The following is a 20,617-nucleotide window of genomic DNA, read 5'->3' as shown; positions in this document are numbered from 1 at the left end:
GAGCACCTCCCTTACAAGGAGGGGGTCGGCGGTTCGATCCCGTCATCACCCACCACTTTCTCGCCAGCTAAATTTCTTGTAACAATGTGAAGTACCGAAGTGGGTGATTAGCTCAGCTGGGAGAGCACCTCCCTTACAAGGAGGGGGTCGGCGGTTCGATCCCGTCATCACCCACCACTTCGGGTCGTTAGCTCAGTTGGTAGAGCAGTTGACTTTTAATCAATTGGTCGCAGGTTCGAATCCTGCACGACCCACCAATGTAAAAAAGCGCCCTAAAGGCGCTTTTTTGCTATCTGCGATTTGCGAAATTGCCTGATGCGCTTCGCTTATCAGACCTACGATTTCCGGCAACTCCTCGCCTACTGTGTCAATGCTGCCAACAGCTTAACCATCGCGGGTGTCACCTGCTGCGTTTCATAAACAATATACAAATCTGCCGGGATGCGCTCTTTGAGCGGACGGAAAATGACACCTGGCCAGTTCATCTGTGCGTAGCTGTCTGCTATCAAGGTGATACCAATACCCATACTGATCATGGCCAGCACCGTTTGCGGTTCATTAACTTCGCGAATAACAACCGGTGAAAACCCCGCCTGCTGACAAACACGCTGCAAAAAATCCCAGTCTGTGTACACGGGCGGCATTGTGACAAAATACTCGTCACGTAGTGCTTCCAGCGGAACGGCGGAATATGATGAGAGGTGATGCTCTTCAGGCATCGCTACCAGAAACGCCGATTCATGCAAGCGTAAGCTGGTAAAATCTTCCGGTGGTTCTGTCGCCATTCGCCAGATCCCGGCATCGAGTTCGCGACGCTCCAACAGCGCCATTTGCATCGCAGGCATCTTTTCGCGAAACAGTACTTCAACGTTGGGGTTTTCCCTAAGAAATCGCCGCATAACCGGTCGCATCCGTCCCCACATTGCCGTTCCGACCACACCGAGTTCAATCCGCCCTGCTTCTCCCCGCCCTATTTGTTCAATCCGAGCCAACACCTGATTTGCATTCATCAGCAATCGGCGCGATTCTTCCATCAAAATTTTGCCCGCGTGTGTCAGGACGACGCTGCGCGAGTGACGAATAAAAAGCTGTGTGCCAAGTTGATTTTCCAGCTCTTTAATATGAATACTGAGCGGAGGCTGAGACATATTTAAACGCGCCGCTGCGCGGCCAAAATGTAACTCTTCCGCTACAGCAAGAAAATAACGGAGCAACTTAAGGTCTGTTCTGTAAATGCGTTCCATAATTAAGTGCTCCGTTTAATAAATATATCTTGTTAAATTATCACGGCATAAAGTATTTCACCACCAGATAACCTACATACATAAACACAATAGATAATATACCCGGCAATACATTTGGCACAGGAATAGGTAATCGCACGATTGTAAATAAAGCACCAATGCCAAAACCGACACCAGAAGAAAATAAAATATCTTTCACTAATTAACCTTTATCATAAAAGCAACCCCGAAAAACAGAGCTGCAAATCCTTTTAATATGTCATTGTTCGATGTGTTATCTTTTCAGGGTCATGGTTATATTTAAACCCAAAGAAAAATATCACTGCGAGGAAAAGAGAATATCCTGCAAACATCAGCCAGATAGTTTGCCAGTCTTTTACGCCATCTACCGAGAAGTAATCTACTGCCATACCGCTCAGAATCGAGCCCACCCACGCACCGACACCATTTACCATGGTCATAAAGAGCCCCTGTGCGCTGGCACGAATGCTGGAATCAACTTCCTGTTCGACAAAGACCGAACCGGAAATATTGAAGAAATCAAACGCGCAGCCGTAAACAATCATCGACAGCAGCAGCAAAATAAACCCGGTTGGTGACGGATCGCCATAAGCGAAGAAGCCAAAGCGTAGTGTCCAGGCCACCATACTCATAAGCATGACCGTTTTGATACCGAAACGCTTTAAAAAGAACGGAATCGTCAGAATAAAACCGACTTCAGCCATCTGTGAAACTGACAGTAAAATGGACGGATACTTCACCACGAAGCTATCAGCAAACTCCGGGTTACGAGCAAAATCATGCAGGAACGGGTTGCCAAAAACGTTGGTAATTTGCAGTACCGCGCCCAGCATCATGGCGAAGAGGAAAAAGATAGCCATGCGTGGATTTTTGAACAGGACGAAGGCATCCAGACCGAGCTTACTGGCAAGCGAAGTAGCCACTTTTTTCTGCGCAACAGGAATCTTAGGCAAAGTCAGCGCATAAGCCGACAGCAGCAGAGACGCCCCGGAAGCGATATACAGTTGCAGACTGCTCAATTCCAGATGCAGTAAGCTTACCGCCCACATCGCGATGATGAACCCCACCGTACCAAAAACGCGAATAGGCGGGAAAGCCGTCACCGGGTCAAGCCCCGCCTGGGCGAGGCAGGAATAAGAGACGCTGTTCGATAATGCGATAGTCGGCATAAATGCCATCGCATTGACTAACATCACCCAAAACATCGTATCCGGATCACTCACCGACGCCGCATAAAAAAGCACACCAGCACACACCAAGTGGCACAGCATATATGCACGTTCCGCACGCAGCCATTTATCCGCGATAATCCCCATAATGCCAGGCATAATTATCGCAGCAATCCCTTTGGAGCTGTAGACCATACCGACGTTAGCGCCGGTAAAATGAAGGGTATTAATCATGTAAGAACCGAGGGTAACCAGCCAGCTCCCCCAGATAAAATATTGCAAAAAGGACATTACCTTTAAGCGTAAAGCGATGCTCATAATCGTTTCCTTATCGCATCATGTGGCCTCACCCGTGAGGCCGTTTATTGTTGTTTTACTTAGGCAATATTGCGCAGAAAGCCGCAAATAAGGTTGATAAAGTTCTGCTTAGAGAGCTCCGCTGCTGCCAGCGTTTGGGTATGCGAGAGCTTCACGTCACTCAGACCTTCCGCCATATTGGTAATCGCAGAAACGGCCACTACCTTCAGGTCACAATGGCGTGCTGAAATAACTTCAGGCACAACGGACATTCCAACGACATCCCCGCCAATAATTTGCATCATGCGGATTTCAGCCGCCGTTTCGAAATTCGGTCCCGGATACGAAACAAACACACCTTCCGTCAGGGGGAATCCCTCTTCTTTCGCCACTTTTTGCAACAGAGCCCGGTAATCCGCATCATAGGCATTTGCCAGCGAGAAGAAGCGTTCTCCAAAACGTTCATCGTTAAGACCCACCATCGGTGTACCCGGCATGGTGTTGATGTGGTCTTTCAGCGCAACCAGACTGCCCGCCCCCACCTCCGGACGCAGTGATCCCGCCGCATTGGCGCAGAACAGCAGTTCACAACCCAGCAATTTGAAAGTACGAATCGCATCGGTCATGATGGTCATTCCACGACCTTCATAGAAATGTCCCCGACCTTTCATACATGCCACCGGAACGCCCTGGAGATGCCCCAACACCAGCTCGCCTGCATGTCCATGCACCGTACTCACCGGGAAGCCCGGCAGCTTTTCATAGGAAATGGCGACAGCGTTCTCAATCTGATCGGCCAGCGCGCCCAGCCCGGAACCTAAAATAAAAACCACTCGTGGTGTGAAATCTGGTTTATAAGCCCGGATAATATCGACGCAATACAGCGGGTTATGAGAAAAATTTGCCTGAGACATATATATCCTTTTTCTGTGGGGTTGAATCTAACGCCTTTTTATAGCGAGGTTGTCCCGGCTCTTACCAATACACTTTTTTCACGCATTCAATAGTGATTCGATATCGATGGATTTATATCTTTTCACTATTAATTCTCAGCAAAAACTGTATTGGTGATACTCACTCCCTTGCATTAACAATATGCCGTTTTTAAGCAACCATTTTATTAAGCAATCTACTAATAACGATCGGCATAGGGATTTATGCTATGAAAAAACATCTTCTGACTCTTTCCTCTTTATTAGCCATACCTGTTATATCTCATGCAGAATTTAAAAGTGGATTTGCAGATATCGGCGTGCATTACCTGGACTGGACCAGCAGAACCACTGAGAAATCGTCGACCAAATCACACAAAGATGATTTTGGTTATCTTGAACTGGAAGGCGGCGCTAACTTTAGTTGGGGAGAAATGTACGGGTTCTTCGACTGGGAAAACTTTTATAACGACCGCCACGATAAACCAGGTAGCGAGCAGCGTTATACCTTTAAAAATACCAACCGCATTTACCTGGGCGATACCGGATTTAATCTCTACCTGCACGCGTATGGCACCTATGGTTCTGCAAATCGTGTGAATTTCCACGATGATATGTTCCTGTACGGTATCGGCTACAACTTTACTGGCAAGGGGTGGTGGTTCAAACCGTTCTTCGCTAAACGCTATACGGATCAAACCTATTACACTGGCGATAACGGTTACGTGGCAGGTTGGGTTGCGGGTTACAGCTTTATGCTGGGCAGAGAGAAATTCACCCTCACCAACTGGAACGAGTACGAGTTTGATCGTGATGCCACCTACGCAGCAGGTAATGGCGGTAAAGAAGGGCTGAACGGTGCGGTCGCCCTCTGGTGGAACGCTACCGCGAAAATCACCGCAGGCATTCAGTATCGCTACGCGGATGACAAGCTGGGAGAAGCCTGGTATCAGGACGCCATCATTTACTCGGTCAAATTTAACTTCTGAACCATTTCTGCCGGGATTCCCGGCAGAAATACATAACACGATATATGATACAACGAATCCCCTTCTCGCCCTGCCATCACTATTCTCCTTGTTCTTGCTCCACGTCCTCTAATGCTTCAGCAGTTGTTGAAAGTGACCGGTTCTTCCTGCGCTACTGTGACGAAAACATTTAATTGTTTTAATGAGTCATTCATCTATTTTCTTCATGAATGAATGCAATAAATCAATTTTATTTCTCAAACTGAAAGAAGCACAATAGCACCATCGATCATCTGGAGTCTTTATGAAACTTTTTCGTATCCTCGATCCTTTCACCTTAACCCTGGTCACGGTGGTGTTACTGGCTTCTTTCTTTCCGGCCAGAGGCGGTTTTGTCCCCTTCTTTGAAAATCTGACCACGGCAGCCATTGCCCTGTTGTTCTTTATGCACGGCGCGAAGTTGTCGCGAGAGGCCATTATTGCAGGCGGTAGTCACTGGCGACTGCATTTGTGGGTAATGTGCAGCACCTTCGTGCTGTTTCCGGTTCTGGGCGTGTTGTTTGCCTGGTGGAAACCCGTAAACGTCGATCCCATGCTCTATTCCGGCTTTCTCTATCTTTGCATTCTCCCTGCCACCGTGCAGTCTGCAATCGCTTTTACTTCGATGGCGGGCGGTAACGTCGCGGCGGCGGTTTGTTCTGCGTCAGCATCCAGCCTGCTGGGTATTTTCCTTTCGCCATTGCTGGTTGGTCTGGTGATGAATGTTCACGGTGCAGAGGGCAGCCTTGAGCAGGTCGGTAAGATTATGCTGCAGCTGTTACTACCTTTTGTGTTGGGGCATCTTTCTCGCCCGTGGATTGGCAACTGGGTGGCGCGCAATAAAAAGTGGATTGCGAAAACTGACCAGACCTCCATTCTGTTGGTGGTCTATACGGCGTTCAGCGAAGCCGTCGTTAACGGCATCTGGCACAAAGTCGGCTGGGGATCGTTGCTGTTTATCGTGGTGGTCAGCTGCGTGCTGTTGGCTATCGTGATTGTGATTAACGTCTTTATGGCACGCCGACTAGGTTTCAATAAAGCGGATGAGATAACGATTGTCTTCTGTGGTTCGAAAAAGAGCCTGGCGAATGGTATTCCGATGGCGAACATTCTGTTCCCAACGTCAGTTATCGGTATGATGGTGCTACCACTGATGATTTTCCATCAGATCCAGCTGATGGTTTGCGCGGTGCTGGCGCGTCGTTATAAGCGCCAGACCGAGCAACTACAGGCGCAGCAGGAAAGCCACGCTGGGAAGATTTAAAGCGGTCGTTTCAGGGGCTGAACCAGTTGCGTCAGCCCCTCGGTTTTAATCAGCAGCGTGATTTGCATTAGCTCACCGAGTTTTCCCGCCGGGAACTCATCCTTGCGGGCAAACCACAAAAGATACTCTTCCGGCAGGTCGATTAAGCGACGCCCTTTATACTTGCCAAACGGCATTATCGTATTGGCTATTTCAATCAGCTGCTCTTTTTCCATCTCAGTTACCCAGCAAACGTAGCATTTCAGCTTCGTCGATCACTTCAATGCCCAATTCCTGCGCTTTCGCCAGTTTAGAACCTGCGGCTTCTCCGGCGATCACCAGATCGGTTTTCTTCGACACGCTGCCCGCAACTTTCGCGCCCAGTTCGACCAGGCGAGCTTTAGCGTCATCACGCGACATCTGACTTAAGCTACCGGTGAGCACCACGGTTTTACCGGCAAACGGACTGTCGATCTCTTCAGCGTTGATGACGACCGGCGCAGGCCAGCGAACGCCTTCCGCTAACAGCTCGCTGATGACATTGCGGTTACTGTCTTCGGCAAAGAAGTTATGAACATGGGATGCAACGACAATTCCGACATCGGGAACTTTTTGCAGCTCTTCAATCGAGGCTGCTTCCAGTGCTTCCAGCGTGCCGAAATATGCCGCCAGACCTGCTGCGGTGGCCTCGCCGACTTCGCGGATGCCAAGCGCATAAAGGAAGCGGGAAAAGGTGGTTTCTTTCGCGTTTTCCAGCGCGTTAACCACGTTTTGCGCTGATTTCGGCCCCATTCTCTCCAGTCCGGTCAGTTTGCCTGCGGTGAGTTTGAACAGATCAGCAGGTGTGTGGACGTACTCTTTTTCGACAAGCTGGTCGATGATTTTGTCACCCATACCGTCAACGTCCATCGCGCGGCGGGAAACAAAGTGTTTCAGCGACTCTTTACGCTGAGCGCCGCAAATCAGGCCACCAGTACAGCGGGCGACTGCTTCTCCTTCCACACGTTCAACATCAGAACCACATACCGGACAATGCGTCGGAAATACAACCTCACGGGTATCTTCCGGGCGTTCAGAAAGCACTACGTTAACCACCTGCGGGATCACATCGCCAGCGCGGCGAATCACCACCTTATCGCCAATACGTAAACCAAGACGTTCGATTTCATCGGCATTGTGTAAGGTAGCATTGCTCACCAGCACGCCTGCAACATGTACAGGTTCCAGACGCGCAACGGGCGTAATAGCGCCGGTACGTCCAACCTGAAACTCAACGTCGCGCACGAAAGTCATCTGTTCCTGCGCCGGGAATTTAAACGCCACTGCCCAGCGCGGGGCTCGTGAAACAAACCCAAGCTGTTCCTGCTGCGCCAGTGAGTTGACTTTAATCACCACGCCGTCGATATCAAAGCCCAACGTCGGGCGGTCTTCTTCAACTTTGTGATAAAACGCCAGCACCTCTTCTGCCGATTCACATAACGTGACACGATCGCTGACCGGTAATCCCCACTTTTTAAATTGCATTAAACGGCCAAGATGGGTGTCAGGCAGCTCGCCGCCTTCCAGTACACCAACGCCGTAGCAGAAGAAAGTGAGCGGTCGCTTCGCCGTGATACGTGGATCAAGCTGACGCAGCGAACCTGCCGCCGCATTACGTGGGTTAGCAAATACTTTCCCGCCCGTGCGTCGCGCCTCTTCGTTGATCTTTTCGAATCCCGCTTGCGGCAGGAATACTTCACCACGTACTTCCAGGCGCGCCGGGATATTCTCACCATGCAATTTCAACGGAATAGCGCGGATAGTACGGACGTTAGACGTAATGTCTTCTCCGGTGGTGCCATCGCCACGGGTCGCCGCACTGACCAGAACGCCATTCTCATACAGAATGCTGACTGCAAGACCATCCAGCTTCAGCTCACAGCACCAGGTGACTTTTTCGTTACTTTTCAGACGATCCAGTACGCGTTTGTTGAAGGCGAGAAAACTCTCTTCATCAAAAACGTTGTCCAGCGACAGCATCGGAACTTCATGACGAATCTGGCTGAAGGCTGCCAGCGGTGCTGCGCCTACGCGCTGGGTTGGTGAATCCGGGGTAATGAGTTCCGGATGTTTTGCTTCCAGCTCGCGCAGCTCACGCATCAGCCTGTCGTATTCAGCGTCGGGAATTTCCGGCGCATCCATCACATGATAAAGATATTCATGATGGCGAAGCGTCGTTCGCAGTTCTGTGAGTTGTCTTTCGATTGATTCCATATCGCACCATCAATGCTAAAAACCCCCGACAAGCGGGGGTTCGAAGAAGAGTTAATTTGCCTTAAGTGTATCAGGCGTTAGCGTCTTTCACTTCGCGGATGATGTCCTGATACTCGCGCAGTTTCTGCGGAGTCATCATACGGCGCTGATCGTCAAGAACCACGCCACCGACTTCATCAGCGATATGCTGCGCAGATTGCAGCATCAGCTTGAAGTTTTGCAGTTCATCACCATAAGACGGAACCTGCATAAAGATAGTGACGCCAGGAGTGGTGAAATCCTTCATTTCAGGATCGAATGTTCCCGGTTTCACCATATTCGCCAGGCTGAATAACGCAGGGCCACTGCCGTCAGGGCTAAGATGACGATGGTAAATATTCATATCGCCAAAGATGAAGCCCGCCTGCTGAATGCTGTTAAGAAGCAGTTCACCATTAAGCTCACTACCGTGATGCGCCGCAACGTTCATAATGATCACCGCTTCTTTGCGTTTCGGCTTATCCATGACAGGCGCCGGTTCATTTACAGGTTCAGGCTGCGGTGCCGCTACGGGTTCTGCAACCTGGAAAGCCTGCTGCGCTGGTTGGGGCACTGGCTGCGTCGGTTGTGGAGCTGGCGGTACTTGCGAAACAACTGGCTGTTCAGGCTGCGGCTGGTAGGCCGGCTGCTGAACTGGCTGCGGTTGCTGAACCGGCTGCGCTGAATGCGGAGCATGTTGCGGCGCTACCTGCGCTTCAGGCGGCTGCTGAACCGGTTGACGCGGCTGCGCAGACGCATAAGGCGGTTGGTACTGGTGTTGCGGCGACGGACGAGCAGCCTCATGCTCCTGGGCGTTAGCCGGGGCATGATTTACGCGGTGAACACGAACCTCACCAACGCCCTCATCATCTTCGACATCCTCGTCATAAGAATCGTCGTCACGTTTTGACTTCATTCGTTTTAATGGCCGATCGCGGAACATAGAAGATCGTTCTTTACGGCTGGTCCAGAAACCATGTACCAGTAAAGCGATTATGGCGATCGCGCCAACAATGATTAATATCAGACGCAAATCCTGCATCATTATATTCTCTGTTGTTCTAACACCTTGCCACCACGGCAAACATTTACTCACTAAGAGTATTTGCCGATTACCTCGAGTGCAAGTGCACTCTTAACTTTCACAGCACAAAGATAGATGAAATCGTGCTTTTTGCTGTTTTTTCGAACATATCCTAACTGTCCATTGCGCAATTAGTCGGTAAAATACGCAGAATTTTCCTGGGATTGGTCAAAAGGAGCATCTCCTGATTATGGTTTCAACATACACATCTTCCCCACGCAGCGGTTTTTACTATTTTGCGCAAGGCTGGAAGCTCGTCTCGCAACCCGGGATTCGGCGTTTTGTCATTTTACCTCTGTTAGTCAATATTTTGTTGATGGGAAGTGCATTCTGGTGGCTCTTTACCCAACTGGATGTCTGGATCCCATCATTAATGAGCCACGTGCCTGACTGGCTGCAATGGTTAAGCTATTTGCTGTGGCCTGTCGCGGTTCTCTCCGTGCTACTGATTTTTGGCTATTTTTTCTCAACTATTGCGAACTGGATTGCCGCGCCATTTAACGGTTTATTGGCTGAACAGCTGGAAGCAAGGCTGACAGGCGCTACGCCGCCGGATACCGGAATTTTTGGCATCATGAAAGATGTGCCGAGAATTATGAAACGCGAATGGCAAAAATTTGCGTGGTATTTGCCACGCGCCATCGTATTGCTGATCCTCTACTTCATCCCGGGCATCGGGCAAACCGTCGCGCCAGTGTTGTGGTTCCTGTTCAGCGCCTGGATGTTAGCCATTCAGTACTGCGACTATCCGTTCGACAACCACAAAGTGCCGTTCAAAGAGATGCGCACTGCCCTGCGCACGCGCAAAATCACCAACATGCAGTTTGGCGCATTAACGAGTCTGTTCACGATGATCCCGGTGCTCAACCTGTTCATCATGCCGGTGGCCGTCTGTGGCGCGACAGCGATGTGGGTCGATTGCTATCGCGCTAAACATGCATTATGGCGGTAACAATTTTTAGGTTGTTTTGTAAACTTTTTGTATGAAACAGGGGTGGCTTATGCCACCCTTATTCCATCTTGCAAGCCATTATTTCCCTTCTGCATATAGATATGCTAAATCCTTACTTCCGCATATTCTCTGAGCGGGTATGCTACCTGTTGTATCCCAATTTCATACAGTTAAGGACAGGCCATGAGTAAGATTTTTGAAGATAACTCGCTGACTATCGGTCACACACCGCTGGTTCGCCTGAATCGCATCGGTAACGGACGTATTCTGGCGAAGGTGGAATCTCGTAACCCCAGCTTCAGCGTTAAGTGCCGTATCGGTGCCAATATGATTTGGGATGCCGAAAAACGCGGCGTGCTGAAACCCGGCGTTGAACTGGTTGAACCCACCAGCGGCAACACAGGTATTGCTCTGGCTTATGTGGCAGCCGCTCGCGGTTATAAACTCACTCTGACCATGCCAGAGACAATGAGTATTGAACGTCGCAAACTGCTGAAAGCCCTGGGCGCAAACCTGGTACTGACTGAAGGCGCGAAAGGCATGAAAGGCGCGATTCAAAAAGCAGAAGAAATTGTCGCCAGTAACCCAGAGAAATACCTGCTGCTGCAACAATTCAGCAACCCGGCGAATCCGGAAATTCATGAAAAAACCACCGGTCCGGAGATCTGGGAAGATACCGACGGTCAGGTTGATGTATTTATTGCGGGTGTCGGTACTGGCGGTACGCTGACCGGCGTTAGCCGCTACATTAAAGGCACCAAAGGCAAGACTGATCTCATATCTGTCGCCGTTGAGCCAACCGATTCTCCCGTCATCGCCCAGGCGCTGGCAGGTGAAGAAATCAAACCCGGCCCGCATAAAATCCAGGGCATCGGCGCTGGCTTTATCCCGGCGAACCTTGATCTCAAACTGGTCGATAAAGTTATTGGCATCACCAATGAAGAAGCTATCTCTACTGCACGTCGTTTAATGGAAGAAGAAGGCATTCTTGCCGGAATCTCTTCCGGCGCGGCGGTTGCTGCGGCGTTGAAACTACAAGAAGATGAAAGCTTTACCAATAAGAATATTGTGGTTATTCTGCCATCATCGGGTGAGCGTTATTTAAGCACCGCATTATTTGCCGATCTCTTTACCGAAAAAGAATTGCAACAGTAATGCCAGGTTGTTAAAAATGCGTAAAAAAGCACCTTTTCAGGTGCTTTTTTGTGGCCTACTTCAAATTTTAGCCTCTCCTGGCATTGATTCAGCCTGTCGGAACTGGTATTTAACCTGACTAATTATTTTGATGCGCGAAATTAATCGTTACAGGAAAAGCCTTAGCTGAATCGATTTTATGATTTGGTTCAATTCTTCCTTTAGCGGCATAATGTTTAATGATGAACGAAACGTCAGCGGTCAATACCCGCCAGCAATGGACTGTACAGAACACTTCGTGCGTCGCGTCTGTTAAAAACTGGCGCTAACAATACAGGCTAAAGTCAAACCGCCAGGCTAGACTTTAGTTCCACAACACTAAACCTATAAGTTGGGGAAATACAATGTTCCAGCAAGAAGTTACCATTACCGCTCCGAACGGTCTGCACACCCGCCCTGCTGCCCAGTTTGTAAAAGAAGCTAAGGGCTTCACTTCTGAAATTACTGTGACTTCCAACGGCAAAAGCGCCAGCGCGAAAAGCCTGTTTAAACTGCAGACTCTGGGCCTGACTCAAGGGACCGTTGTGACTATCTCCGCTGAAGGCGAAGACGAGCAGAAAGCGGTTGAACATCTGGTTAAACTGATGGCGGAACTCGAGTAATTTCCCGGGTTCTTTTAAAAATCAGTCACAAGTAAGGTAGGGTTATGATTTCAGGCATTTTAGCATCCCCGGGTATCGCTTTCGGTAAAGCTCTGCTTCTGAAAGAAGACGAAATCGTCATTGACCGGAAAAAAATTTCTGCCGACCAGGTTGATCAGGAAGTTGAACGTTTTCTGAGCGGTCGTGCCAAGGCATCAGCCCAGCTGGAAACGATCAAAACGAAAGCTGGTGAAACGTTCGGTGAAGAAAAAGAAGCCATCTTTGAAGGGCATATTATGCTGCTCGAAGATGAGGAGCTGGAGCAGGAAATCATAGCCCTGATTAAAGATAAGCACATGACGGCTGACGCAGCTGCTCATGAAGTTATTGAAGGTCAGGCTTCTGCCCTGGAAGAACTGGATGATGAATACCTGAAAGAGCGTGCGGCTGACGTGCGTGATATCGGTAAGCGCCTGCTGCGCAACATCCTGGGTCTGAAGATTATCGATCTGAGCGCCATTCAGGATGAAGTCATTCTGGTTGCCGCTGACCTGACACCGTCCGAAACCGCACAGTTGAACCTGAAGAAGGTACTGGGTTTCATCACCGACGCGGGTGGCCGTACTTCCCACACTTCTATTATGGCGCGTTCTCTGGAGCTGCCGGCCATCGTGGGTACTGGTAGCGTCACTTCGCAGGTGAAAAATGACGACTATCTGATTCTGGATGCCGTAAATAATCAGGTTTACGTCAATCCAACCAACGAAGTTATCGATAAATTGCGCGCTGTTCAGGAGCAAGTTGCTTCTGAAAAAGCAGAGCTTGCTAAACTGAAAGATCTCCCGGCTATTACGCTGGACGGTCACCAGGTAGAAGTGTGCGCTAACATCGGTACTGTTCGTGATGTTGAAGGTGCAGAACGTAACGGCGCTGAAGGCGTTGGTCTGTATCGTACCGAATTCTTGTTCATGGACCGCGACGCGCTGCCAACAGAAGAAGAACAGTTTGCTGCCTATAAAGCAGTGGCTGAAGCGTGTGGTTCGCAGGCTGTTATCGTTCGTACCATGGACATTGGCGGCGACAAAGAGCTGCCGTACATGAACTTCCCGAAAGAAGAGAACCCGTTCCTCGGCTGGCGTGCTATCCGTATCGCGATGGATCGCAAAGAGATCCTGCGCGATCAGCTCCGCGCTATCCTGCGTGCCTCTGCTTTCGGTAAATTGCGCATCATGTTCCCGATGATCATCTCTGTCGAAGAAGTACGCGCTCTGCGCAAAGAGATTGAAATCTACAAACAGGAACTGCGCGACGAAGGTAAAGCGTTTGACGAATCAATTGAAATTGGCGTGATGGTGGAAACACCGGCTGCCGCAACAATTGCGCGTCATTTAGCCAAAGAAGTTGATTTCTTTAGTATCGGCACCAATGATTTAACGCAGTACACTCTGGCAGTTGACCGTGGTAATGATATGATTTCACACCTTTACCAGCCAATGTCACCGTCCGTGCTGAACTTGATCAAGCAAGTTATTGATGCTTCTCATGCTGAAGGCAAATGGACTGGCATGTGTGGTGAGCTTGCTGGCGATGAACGTGCTACACTTCTGTTGCTGGGGATGGGTCTGGACGAATTCTCTATGAGCGCCATTTCTATCCCGCGCATTAAGAAGATTATCCGTAACACGAACTTCGAAGATGCGAAGGTGTTAGCAGAGCAGGCTCTTGCTCAACCGACAACGGACGAGTTAATGACGCTGGTTAACAAGTTCATTGAAGAAAAAACAATCTGCTAATCCACGAGATGCGGCCCAATTTACTGCTTAGGAGAAGATCATGGGTTTGTTCGATAAACTGAAATCTCTGGTTTCCGATGACAAAAAGGATACCGGAACTATTGAGATCATTGCTCCGCTCTCTGGCGAGATCGTCAATATCGAAGACGTGCCGGATGTCGTTTTTGCGGAAAAAATCGTTGGTGATGGCATTGCTATCAAACCGACTGGTAACAAAATGGTCGCTCCGGTTGACGGCACCATTGGTAAAATCTTTGAAACCAACCACGCGTTCTCTATCGAATCCGATAGCGGCGTTGAGCTGTTCGTCCACTTCGGTATCGACACCGTTGAACTGAAAGGCGAAGGCTTCAAGCGTATTGCTGAAGAAGGTCAGCGCGTGAAAGTTGGCGATACGGTTATTGAATTCGATCTGCCGCTGCTGGAAGAGAAAGCCAAGTCTACCCTGACTCCGGTTGTTATCTCCAACATGGACGAAATCAAAGAACTGATCAAACTGTCCGGTAGCGTAACTGTGGGTGAAACCCCGGTTATCCGCATCAAGAAGTAATTCTTGCCGCAATGAAAAATGGCGCCCATCGGCGCCATTTTTTTATGCTTCTAACAGCAGCGGCAAAATCAATTCATCGCTCTCATGCTGCTGTGTATAACGCATTACCTCCAGCACACGTAAGCCCGCGCTATGCACTGCGTCGGTTAACGCCTTCCCTTTCAGTAATCCACTAATAAGCTGGGCGCAAAACAGATCGCCAGTACCTTTCAGGTCGGTTTTTACCCGTGAATGGGAAATGACATTCACGCTATCGGCACTGACCACCACCACCTGCATCTCCTGATGTTCTTCATTACCGGAGGCGCTGGTAACCACCACCCATTTTAATGTCTCTGAAAGCAGGCTTTTTGCAGCAGCAATGGCGCTGTCGAGGTCACGACAATTTTTACCGGTCAGGATTTCCAGCTCAAAGATATTTGGCGTAATCCCCTGCGCCAGCGGCAGTAAATATTGCCGATACGCATCGGGAAGATCAGCTTTGACGTAAATACCGCTATCAATATCGCCAATCACCGGATCAACCATAATCAGCAAGTCAGGATGCTCTTCGCGTAAGGCTGTCAGCCATTCGGCAAGGATTTTGATTTGCGATGCTGTCCCCATATAGCCCGTGGTAACAGCGCGAAGTTGGCGCAGCGCATCACGCTCCTGAAGCGCACGCAAATAGCCGCTAAACCATTCGTCCGGAATCGCACCACCATAGAATGTGTCATAATGCGGCGTATTGCTCAGCAACACGGTCGGCACGGCAAAGACATTCAGGCCGTTCTGTTTAATCGCAGGCACGGCGATGCTGTTGCCTACGCTGCCATACACCACCTGCGACTGCACGGCGACGATATCCGCCTGCAGCGCCCTGCTCTTATCGTTAAACAACAACAAACTACTCATTTAGTTTTTTCTCCTTGCCGATGATCCCCATCGTATTCCAACCGAAACTTTACCTGATTCTGGCAGTCAAATCGGCTAACACAAAACAAGGATAAGGTAATTCAATGAAGAAAATCATTTGTCTGGTCATTACGCTGTTAATGGCACTCCCCGCTTACGCGAAGTTAACAGCCCATGAAGAAGCCCGCATCAACGCCATGCTCGAGGGATTAGCACAGAAAAAGGATTTGATATTTGTGCGCAACGGCGATGAACACACCTGCGATGAAGCGGTTTCCCATCTGCGTCTGAAGCTGGGCAATACCCGTAATCGTATTGATACTGCCGAGCAATTTATTGATAAGGTTGCCTCGTCATCATCGATTACCGGAAAGCCTTACATTGTGAAGATCACTGGTAAGAGCGATGAAAACGCGCAACCTTTTTTACATACGTTAATTGCCCAGACGGATAAAACAGTACCTGCGCAATAAACTCAAATCCCCGCCCCCTGGCTAAAGTGCTCTTCGCCAAATACGCCAGTGGAAAGGTAGCGATCGCCGCGATCGCAGATGATCGCTACCACCACCGCGCCAGGGTTGGCTTTTGCCACGCGTAGCGCGCCTGCAACGGCACCGCCGGAGCTAACACCGCAGAAAATACCTTCCCGCACCGCCAGTTCGCGCATGGTGTTTTCCGCATCGCGCTGATGAATATCCAGCACCTCATCCACCAGCGAGGCGTTGAAAATCCCCGGCAGATATTCCGCTGGCCAGCGGCGAATCCCCGGAATGCTGCTGCCCTCTTCTGGCTGCAGGCCAACAATGGTCACCGGTTTGGATTGTTCACGCATAAACCGTGACACACCGGTAATGGTGCCGGTTGTCCCCATGCTGGAAACAAAATGGGTAATGCGCCCACCGGTCTGCTGCCAGATTTCCGGCCCGGTGGTGGTGTAATGGGCGTAGGGGTTATCGGGGTTGTTGAACTGATCAAGCAACTTGCCTTCGCCCCGGTTCGCCATTTCCAGCGCCAGATCGCGCGCACCTTCCATGCCCTGTTCTTTGGTGACAAGAATCAGCTCCGCACCGTAGGCACGCATCGCCGCTCGGCGTTCCTGGCTCATATTGTCGGGCATCAGCAATTTCATGCGATAGCCTTTTAGCGCCGCAATCATTGCCAAAGCAATGCCGGTGTTACCGCTGGTGGCTTCAATTAACACATCGCCCGGTTTAATTTCTCCGCGTTTTTCCGCCTCGACAATCATCGATAGTGCCGCGCGATCTTTCACCGAACCTGCCGGATTATTACCTTCCAGCTTTAACCAGACTTCACTGCCGTTATTCGGCCCCATTCGCTGTAATTTCACCAGAGGCGTATTGCCAATTGTTTGTTCTAATGTACTCACGATCTCTGTCCATACGTGGTGTTGCCTGATGCGACGCTTGCGTGTCTTATCAGGCCTACAGGTTACAAACCTTGCCATTAAAAAGCCCGGATCGCGGGAAGCGCCTCCGGGCGTTTAACATTCACTCAACCTATCAGGCGCTTTGTGCGAGGGCAAGTTCCTCATCGCGGGTTTCAATACGCTCGTCGCCGTTATACAGCCGCGCATGTTGCAGCCCGACGAACAAACGATCGCCGCGCTGCGGAGCATCGTCACCACGCATAACCACAGTTAGCGGGTCGTCATACCATCCCAGCGGCTGCACCACTAATTGGGTGTAGTGGCCTTTCGGGCTGGCTTCCAGTACCTGAACCGGCAGCGGCGAATCGAGGCTGGTACGGCGGCTGATATCCACTTCCCACGGGCGCAGGAAGAGATCCACCGGCCCCTGATACGCAGGCGTATATCCCAGCGGCCAGCGATGTGCGCCAACGTGGAACTGCCCGCCGCGAATGGTTCCCTGCAGGCGGTTCACTTCGCCCATAAATTCGAGCACAAAACGGGTCGCAGGTTCGCGCCATACCTGATCCGGCTCATCGGCCTGTTCGATATTGCCCTGGCTCATCACCACCACGCGGTTGGCGACTTCCATCGCCTCTTCCTGGTCGTGGGTGACGAATACGCTGGTGAATTTCAATTCTTCATGCAGTTGACGCAGCCAGCGACGTAGCTCTTTACGTACCTGCGCATCCAACGCGCCAAACGGTTCATCGAGCAGCAGAATTTGCGGTTCAACGGCAAGTGCGCGCGCCAGTGCCACACGCTGCTTCTGACCGCCGGAAAGCTGCGCCGGATAACGATCCGCCAGATGCGCAAGCTGAACCATTTCCAGCAATTTTGTCACCTTCGCTTTGATGGCTGCCGCATTCGGGCGCTCACGACGCGGCAGCACCGTCAGGCCAAAGGCGATGTTGTCGAACACGGTCATATGGCGGAACAGCGCGTAATGCTGGAACACAAAACCGACTTTACGATCGCGCGCGTGCAAGCGGCTGACGTCGGTGCCGTGGAAGCGGATATGCCCGCTGGTTTGATGTTCCAGCCCGGCAATAATACGCAGCAGCGTGGTTTTCCCGGAACCGGACGGCCCCAGCAGCGCGACCATCTGACCTGAAGGAATATCCAGTGAGATATCGTTCAGCACCTGGGTGCGACCAAACGACTTCTTAATATTGGCAATCTCAATGCTCATGATGTTCCTCCTGCTGCGCGCGTTTTTCCTGATTCTCCAGGCGCCACTGCAACATACTCTTTAAAAACAGGGTGATAATCGCCATCAGCGTCAACAGCGCAGCAGCGGTAAAGGAGCCGACGGTGTTGTAGTCCTGCTCCAGCAATTCAATCTGTAACGGCAGCGAAAGTGTTTCGCCGCGAATCGAGCCGGAAACCACCGACACCGCGCCAAACTCGCCAATCGCGCGGGCGTTGGTCAGCACCACGCCATAAAGCAGCGCCCAGCGAATATTCGGCAATGTGACGCGGCGGAACATCTGCCAGCCGGACGCGCCAAGCAAAATCGCCGCTTCGTCTTCCTGGCTGCCCTGGCTTAACATCACCGGCACCAGCTCGCGCACCACAAACGGACACGTCACGAAGATGGTGACCAGCACCATTCCCGGCCACGAGAACATAATTTGCAGGTTATGCTCGTCGAGCCAACCGCCCAGCGGGCCGTTGGAGCCGTAGAACAGCAGATACACCAGGCCTGCGACCACCGGAGAGACGGCAAACGGGATATCCAGCAGCGTCAGCAGCAACTGACGCCCAGGAAAATCAAAACGTGTCACCAACCAGGCCAGCAGAATGCCGAACACCAGATTTACCGGTACGGCAATCAGCGCAATCATCACCGTCAGCCAGATGGCGTGCAGCATGTCCGGGTCGGCCAGATTCTGTAAAACCGGCATCAACCCTTTGCTGAATGCCTGCACGAAGATGTAAATCATCGGCACCAGCAGGATGAACGCCGAAACCAGCATCCCGATGCCAATCAGAAACCATTTGCCCCAGTTAATCGGGCGCGCGTCATAACGCTTCAACTGTGTCACTTCCGCCATTAATGACCTACCACACGCCGACCAAAGCGACTTTGCAGAGTGTTAATTGAGAACAGCAGCAGCAGGGATGCCGCGAGGATCACCGAGGCAATCGCGCTCGCCGCCGGGTAATCAAACTCCTGTAATCGCACAAAAATCATCAGCGACGTCACTTCCGTCTTCCAGGCGATATTCCCGGCGATAAAAATCACCGCGCCAAACTCACCAAGACTGCGGGTAAACGACAGCGCCACGCCCGCCACCAGTGCCGGAGAAAGTTCCGGCAGCACTACTTTGCAGAAACTCTGCCAGCGCGTTGCACCGAGCGTTTCCGCCGCTTCTTCATATTCCGGGCCTAACTCTTCCAGCACTGGCTGCACCGTGCGCACCACAAACGGGATGCTGGTAAAGGCCATCGCCACCGCAATCCCCAGCCAGGTGTAGGTGACTTTGATATCAAATTTTGCCAGCCACTCGCCGTAAAAGCCGTTCACGGAAAAGAGCGAGGCCAGCGTTAAACCCGCGACCGCCGTCGGTAGCGCAAAGGGTAAATCCATCAGCGCATCAAGCAGAGTGCGCCCCGGAAAGCGGTAGCGGGTTAAGATCCACGCCATCAGCAGACCGAAAACACCGTTAAAAATCGACGCCACAAACGCCGACAGCAACGTTACTTTGTAGGCCGCGACCACCTGCGGGTTGGTGACCACCTCCCAGTACTGCGCCCAGCTCATCTCAGAAAGCTGCATCACCAGCGCGGAGAGCGGCAGCAGCAAAATCAGGCAGACAAACAGCAGACTGGTGCCGAGGCTTAAGGTAAAGCCCGGCAGCACGCGTCTGGAGGAGACGGCAAACATCAGTTACGCCCCGCCGCTAACAGCTTGTCTAACTCGCCGCCGCTGGTGAAGTGGGTTTTCATCACTTCCGGCCAGGAGCCAAATTTATCTTCCACGCGGAACAGCTCGGTCTGCGGGAATTTGTCTTTCAGTTTGTCCATGACTTCCGGGTTATTTACGCGATAGTAGTAGTCGGTGATGATGGTTTGCGCCTGCGGGCTGTAGAGCCAGTTCAGATAGGCTTTTGCTGCTTTTTCCGTGCCGTTGGCCTGCACGTTTTTATCCACCCACGCCACCGGGAATTCCGCCAGAATGTTGGTTTTCGGAATCACCACTTCAAAGCCCTGCGCTTCATACTGCTTACGGATGTTGTTCACTTCCGATTCGAAGCTGATCAGCACATCGCCCAGACCGCGCTCGGCAAAGGTGGTGGTCGCGCCACGACCGCCGGTATCGAACACTTCAACGTTCTTCAGGAACTGGGTCATAAACTGTTCGGTTTTGGCTTTATCGCCACCGTCAGCTTTATCCGCTGCGCCCCACGCGGCTAAATAGGTGTAACGCGCATTCCCTGAAGTTTTCGGATTCGGGAAAATCAGCTTCACATCAGTTCGCACCAGATCGTTCCAGTCGTGGATATTCTTCGGGTTGCCCTTACGCACCAGGAATCCCATCGTGGAGTAGAACTGCGAACTGTTATTCGGCAAACGCGACTGCCAGTCGGCCGGGATCAGCTTGCCTTTATCGTGCAGGATCTGCACGTCAGTCACCTGGTTATAAGTGACAACGTCTGCTTTTAAGCCCTGCAAAATTGCCAGCGCCTGTTTTGATGACCCGGCATGAGATTGTTTAATCGTCAGTTTGTCGCCAGCGTTATCTTTTGCCCACTGCTGTTCAAACGGGGTATTCAGGGCGGCAAACAGCTCGCGGGAGACGTCATAAGAACTGTTCAGCAGTTCCGTTGCCTGCACGTGACCAGCCAGCAGCAGAGAAGCGACCAGCGCGAGAGAGTTCTTTTTCAGTAAGTTAACGGCCATTGCGCACCCTTATATATTTAATGACTTTCTAATAGCCATCATATTTATAACGG

At 51.0% G+C, this 20,617-nt stretch carries 21 protein-coding genes and 2 tRNA genes; 10 read left to right on the top strand and 13 right to left on the bottom strand.

From position 1 onward, the window contains the following. The first annotated feature begins 101 nt into the window (after positions 1 to 101). Together BEG40_RS07945 and BEG40_RS07940 are read left to right on the top strand one after the other, a co-directional pair. Positions 102 to 177: transfer RNA gene (locus tag BEG40_RS07945), tRNA-Val, on the top strand. Positions 178 to 181: 4 nt separating this feature from the next. Then, positions 182 to 257: transfer RNA gene (locus tag BEG40_RS07940), tRNA-Lys, on the top strand. A gap of 102 nt (positions 258 to 359) precedes the next feature. Here the strand turns inward: BEG40_RS07940 and xapR are convergent. The 4 genes from xapR to xapA are packed head-to-tail and all read right to left on the bottom strand — an operon-like array spanning position 360 to position 3,645. Beyond that, entirely contained in the window at positions 360 to 1,244 is an 885-nt protein-coding gene (xapR, locus tag BEG40_RS07935; protein ID WP_000439927.1) for a DNA-binding transcriptional regulator XapR, read from the bottom strand. Between the two features lie 40 nt (positions 1,245 to 1,284). After that, complete coding sequence (locus BEG40_RS07930; RefSeq protein ID WP_000651752.1) at positions 1,285 to 1,443, bottom strand: DUF1427 family protein; 159 nt, start codon at positions 1,441 to 1,443, stop codon at positions 1,285 to 1,287. Between the two features lie 52 nt (positions 1,444 to 1,495). Continuing rightward, positions 1,496 to 2,752: a xanthosine/proton symporter XapB gene (gene xapB, locus BEG40_RS07925; RefSeq protein WP_105285188.1), complete on the bottom strand. Its 1,257-nt coding sequence runs from the start codon at positions 2,750 to 2,752 to the stop codon at positions 1,496 to 1,498. Positions 2,753 to 2,811: 59 nt separating this feature from the next. Further along, the gene (gene xapA, locus BEG40_RS07920; RefSeq protein WP_105285187.1) at positions 2,812 to 3,645 is read right to left on the bottom strand and encodes a xanthosine phosphorylase; all 834 of its coding nucleotides are present in this window, start codon (positions 3,643 to 3,645) and stop codon (positions 2,812 to 2,814) included. A gap of 248 nt (positions 3,646 to 3,893) precedes the next feature. On the opposite strand from xapA, the gene BEG40_RS07915 reads away from it, so the two are divergent. After that, on the top strand, positions 3,894 to 4,652 hold the full coding sequence (locus BEG40_RS07915; RefSeq protein ID WP_105285186.1) for a nucleoside-specific channel-forming Tsx family protein: 759 nt from the start codon (positions 3,894 to 3,896) through the stop codon (positions 4,650 to 4,652). A 283-nt stretch (positions 4,653 to 4,935) separates the two neighbouring features. Further along, entirely contained in the window at positions 4,936 to 5,934 is a 999-nt protein-coding gene (locus tag BEG40_RS07910; protein WP_000765628.1) for a bile acid:sodium symporter family protein, read from the top strand. Here BEG40_RS07910 and BEG40_RS07905 read toward each other — a convergent pair. The 3 genes from BEG40_RS07905 to zipA all read right to left on the bottom strand — a co-directional run bounded on the left by BEG40_RS07905 (position 5,931) and on the right by zipA (position 9,229). Next, complete coding sequence (locus BEG40_RS07905; protein WP_000410201.1) at positions 5,931 to 6,149, bottom strand: DUF3820 family protein; 219 nt, start codon at positions 6,147 to 6,149, stop codon at positions 5,931 to 5,933. The two genes, BEG40_RS07910 and BEG40_RS07905, sit on opposite strands and share 4 nt — an antisense overlap. Before the next feature lies 1 nt (position 6,150). Further along, positions 6,151 to 8,166: an NAD-dependent DNA ligase LigA gene (gene ligA / locus BEG40_RS07900; protein WP_000443722.1), complete on the bottom strand. Its 2,016-nt coding sequence runs from the start codon at positions 8,164 to 8,166 to the stop codon at positions 6,151 to 6,153. 70 nt (positions 8,167 to 8,236) lie between these two features. Next, entirely contained in the window at positions 8,237 to 9,229 is a 993-nt protein-coding gene (gene zipA / locus BEG40_RS07895; protein ID WP_105285185.1) for a cell division protein ZipA, read from the bottom strand. A gap of 229 nt (positions 9,230 to 9,458) precedes the next feature. Here zipA and cysZ point away from each other — a divergent pair, with 229 nt between their 5' ends. The 5 genes from cysZ to crr all read left to right on the top strand — a co-directional run bounded on the left by cysZ (position 9,459) and on the right by crr (position 14,338). Beyond that, a complete protein-coding gene (gene cysZ, locus BEG40_RS07890) occupies positions 9,459 to 10,220 on the top strand; it encodes a sulfate transporter CysZ (protein ID WP_000255355.1) in 762 nt (253 codons plus the stop codon). 183 nt (positions 10,221 to 10,403) lie between these two features. Beyond that, positions 10,404 to 11,375, top strand: a complete 972-nt coding sequence (gene cysK / locus BEG40_RS07885) for a cysteine synthase A (RefSeq protein WP_000034402.1) — start codon at positions 10,404 to 10,406, stop codon at positions 11,373 to 11,375. A gap of 383 nt (positions 11,376 to 11,758) precedes the next feature. After that, on the top strand, positions 11,759 to 12,016 hold the full coding sequence (ptsH, locus tag BEG40_RS07875) for a phosphocarrier protein Hpr (RefSeq protein ID WP_000487600.1): 258 nt from the start codon (positions 11,759 to 11,761) through the stop codon (positions 12,014 to 12,016). A gap of 44 nt (positions 12,017 to 12,060) precedes the next feature. Continuing rightward, the gene (ptsI, locus tag BEG40_RS07870) at positions 12,061 to 13,788 is read left to right on the top strand and encodes a phosphoenolpyruvate-protein phosphotransferase PtsI (protein ID WP_000623129.1); all 1,728 of its coding nucleotides are present in this window, start codon (positions 12,061 to 12,063) and stop codon (positions 13,786 to 13,788) included. A 40-nt stretch (positions 13,789 to 13,828) separates the two neighbouring features. Beyond that, a complete protein-coding gene (crr, locus tag BEG40_RS07865) occupies positions 13,829 to 14,338 on the top strand; it encodes a PTS glucose transporter subunit IIA (protein ID WP_000522247.1) in 510 nt (169 codons plus the stop codon). Between the two features lie 42 nt (positions 14,339 to 14,380). Here crr and pdxK read toward each other — a convergent pair whose 3' ends face one another. Next, complete coding sequence (gene pdxK, locus BEG40_RS07860) at positions 14,381 to 15,232, bottom strand: pyridoxine/pyridoxal/pyridoxamine kinase (protein WP_105285184.1); 852 nt, start codon at positions 15,230 to 15,232, stop codon at positions 14,381 to 14,383. Between the two features lie 104 nt (positions 15,233 to 15,336). Between pdxK and BEG40_RS07855 the strand changes: the two genes are divergently transcribed. Continuing rightward, the gene (locus BEG40_RS07855; protein ID WP_105285183.1) at positions 15,337 to 15,705 is read left to right on the top strand and encodes a YfeK family protein; all 369 of its coding nucleotides are present in this window, start codon (positions 15,337 to 15,339) and stop codon (positions 15,703 to 15,705) included. A 2-nt stretch (positions 15,706 to 15,707) separates the two neighbouring features. On the opposite strand, the gene cysM is transcribed toward BEG40_RS07855, so the two are convergent. From cysM to cysP, 5 genes are all read right to left on the bottom strand, one after another. Next, on the bottom strand, positions 15,708 to 16,619 hold the full coding sequence (gene cysM / locus BEG40_RS07850) for a cysteine synthase B (RefSeq protein ID WP_001295461.1): 912 nt from the start codon (positions 16,617 to 16,619) through the stop codon (positions 15,708 to 15,710). Between the two features lie 133 nt (positions 16,620 to 16,752). Beyond that, a complete protein-coding gene (cysA, locus tag BEG40_RS07845; protein ID WP_105285182.1) occupies positions 16,753 to 17,850 on the bottom strand; it encodes a sulfate/thiosulfate ABC transporter ATP-binding protein CysA in 1,098 nt (365 codons plus the stop codon). Then, positions 17,840 to 18,715: a sulfate/thiosulfate ABC transporter permease CysW gene (cysW, locus tag BEG40_RS07840; RefSeq protein ID WP_064526347.1), complete on the bottom strand. Its 876-nt coding sequence runs from the start codon at positions 18,713 to 18,715 to the stop codon at positions 17,840 to 17,842. Before cysW ends, cysA begins: the two co-directional genes overlap by 11 nt. Next, positions 18,715 to 19,548: a sulfate/thiosulfate ABC transporter permease CysT gene (gene cysT, locus BEG40_RS07835; protein ID WP_000458422.1), complete on the bottom strand. Its 834-nt coding sequence runs from the start codon at positions 19,546 to 19,548 to the stop codon at positions 18,715 to 18,717. Before cysT ends, cysW begins: the two co-directional genes overlap by 1 nt. Beyond that, positions 19,548 to 20,564, bottom strand: a complete 1,017-nt coding sequence (gene cysP, locus BEG40_RS07830) for a thiosulfate/sulfate ABC transporter substrate-binding protein CysP (RefSeq protein ID WP_105285181.1) — start codon at positions 20,562 to 20,564, stop codon at positions 19,548 to 19,550. The genes cysT and cysP overlap by 1 nt, the downstream gene beginning before the upstream one ends. Between the last annotated feature and the right edge of the window lie 53 nt (positions 20,565 to 20,617).

The sequence above is a fragment of the Escherichia sp. MOD1-EC5495 genome (assembly GCF_002965965.1).
Lineage (GTDB): Bacteria > Pseudomonadota > Gammaproteobacteria > Enterobacterales > Enterobacteriaceae > Escherichia > Escherichia ruysiae.
This window is presented reverse-complemented; position numbering and strand designations above follow the sequence as displayed.

Excerpts from the sequence above, each read along its gene's own strand:
- xapR (WP_000439927.1), bottom strand. The coding sequence starts at position 1,244 with ATGGAACGCATTTACAGAACAGACCTTAAGTTGCTCCGTTATTTTCTT.
- xapB (WP_105285188.1), bottom strand. The coding sequence starts at position 2,752 with ATGAGCATCGCTTTACGCTTAAAGGTAATGTCCTTTTTGCAATATTTT.
- xapA (WP_105285187.1), bottom strand. The coding sequence starts at position 3,645 with ATGTCTCAGGCAAATTTTTCTCATAACCCGCTGTATTGCGTCGATATT.
- BEG40_RS07915 (WP_105285186.1), top strand. The coding sequence starts at position 3,894 with ATGAAAAAACATCTTCTGACTCTTTCCTCTTTATTAGCCATACCTGTT.
- BEG40_RS07910 (WP_000765628.1), top strand. The coding sequence starts at position 4,936 with ATGAAACTTTTTCGTATCCTCGATCCTTTCACCTTAACCCTGGTCACG.
- BEG40_RS07905 (WP_000410201.1), bottom strand. The coding sequence starts at position 6,149 with ATGGAAAAAGAGCAGCTGATTGAAATAGCCAATACGATAATGCCGTTT.
- ligA (WP_000443722.1), bottom strand. The coding sequence starts at position 8,166 with ATGGAATCAATCGAAAGACAACTCACAGAACTGCGAACGACGCTTCGC.
- zipA (WP_105285185.1), bottom strand. The coding sequence starts at position 9,229 with ATGATGCAGGATTTGCGTCTGATATTAATCATTGTTGGCGCGATCGCC.
- cysZ (WP_000255355.1), top strand. The coding sequence starts at position 9,459 with ATGGTTTCAACATACACATCTTCCCCACGCAGCGGTTTTTACTATTTT.
- cysK (WP_000034402.1), top strand. The coding sequence starts at position 10,404 with ATGAGTAAGATTTTTGAAGATAACTCGCTGACTATCGGTCACACACCG.
- ptsH (WP_000487600.1), top strand. The coding sequence starts at position 11,759 with ATGTTCCAGCAAGAAGTTACCATTACCGCTCCGAACGGTCTGCACACC.
- ptsI (WP_000623129.1), top strand. The coding sequence starts at position 12,061 with ATGATTTCAGGCATTTTAGCATCCCCGGGTATCGCTTTCGGTAAAGCT.
- crr (WP_000522247.1), top strand. The coding sequence starts at position 13,829 with ATGGGTTTGTTCGATAAACTGAAATCTCTGGTTTCCGATGACAAAAAG.
- pdxK (WP_105285184.1), bottom strand. The coding sequence starts at position 15,232 with ATGAGTAGTTTGTTGTTGTTTAACGATAAGAGCAGGGCGCTGCAGGCG.
- BEG40_RS07855 (WP_105285183.1), top strand. The coding sequence starts at position 15,337 with ATGAAGAAAATCATTTGTCTGGTCATTACGCTGTTAATGGCACTCCCC.
- cysA (WP_105285182.1), bottom strand. The coding sequence starts at position 17,850 with ATGAGCATTGAGATTGCCAATATTAAGAAGTCGTTTGGTCGCACCCAG.
- cysW (WP_064526347.1), bottom strand. The coding sequence starts at position 18,715 with ATGGCGGAAGTGACACAGTTGAAGCGTTATGACGCGCGCCCGATTAAC.
- cysT (WP_000458422.1), bottom strand. The coding sequence starts at position 19,548 with ATGTTTGCCGTCTCCTCCAGACGCGTGCTGCCGGGCTTTACCTTAAGC.
- cysP (WP_105285181.1), bottom strand. The coding sequence starts at position 20,564 with ATGGCCGTTAACTTACTGAAAAAGAACTCTCTCGCGCTGGTCGCTTCT.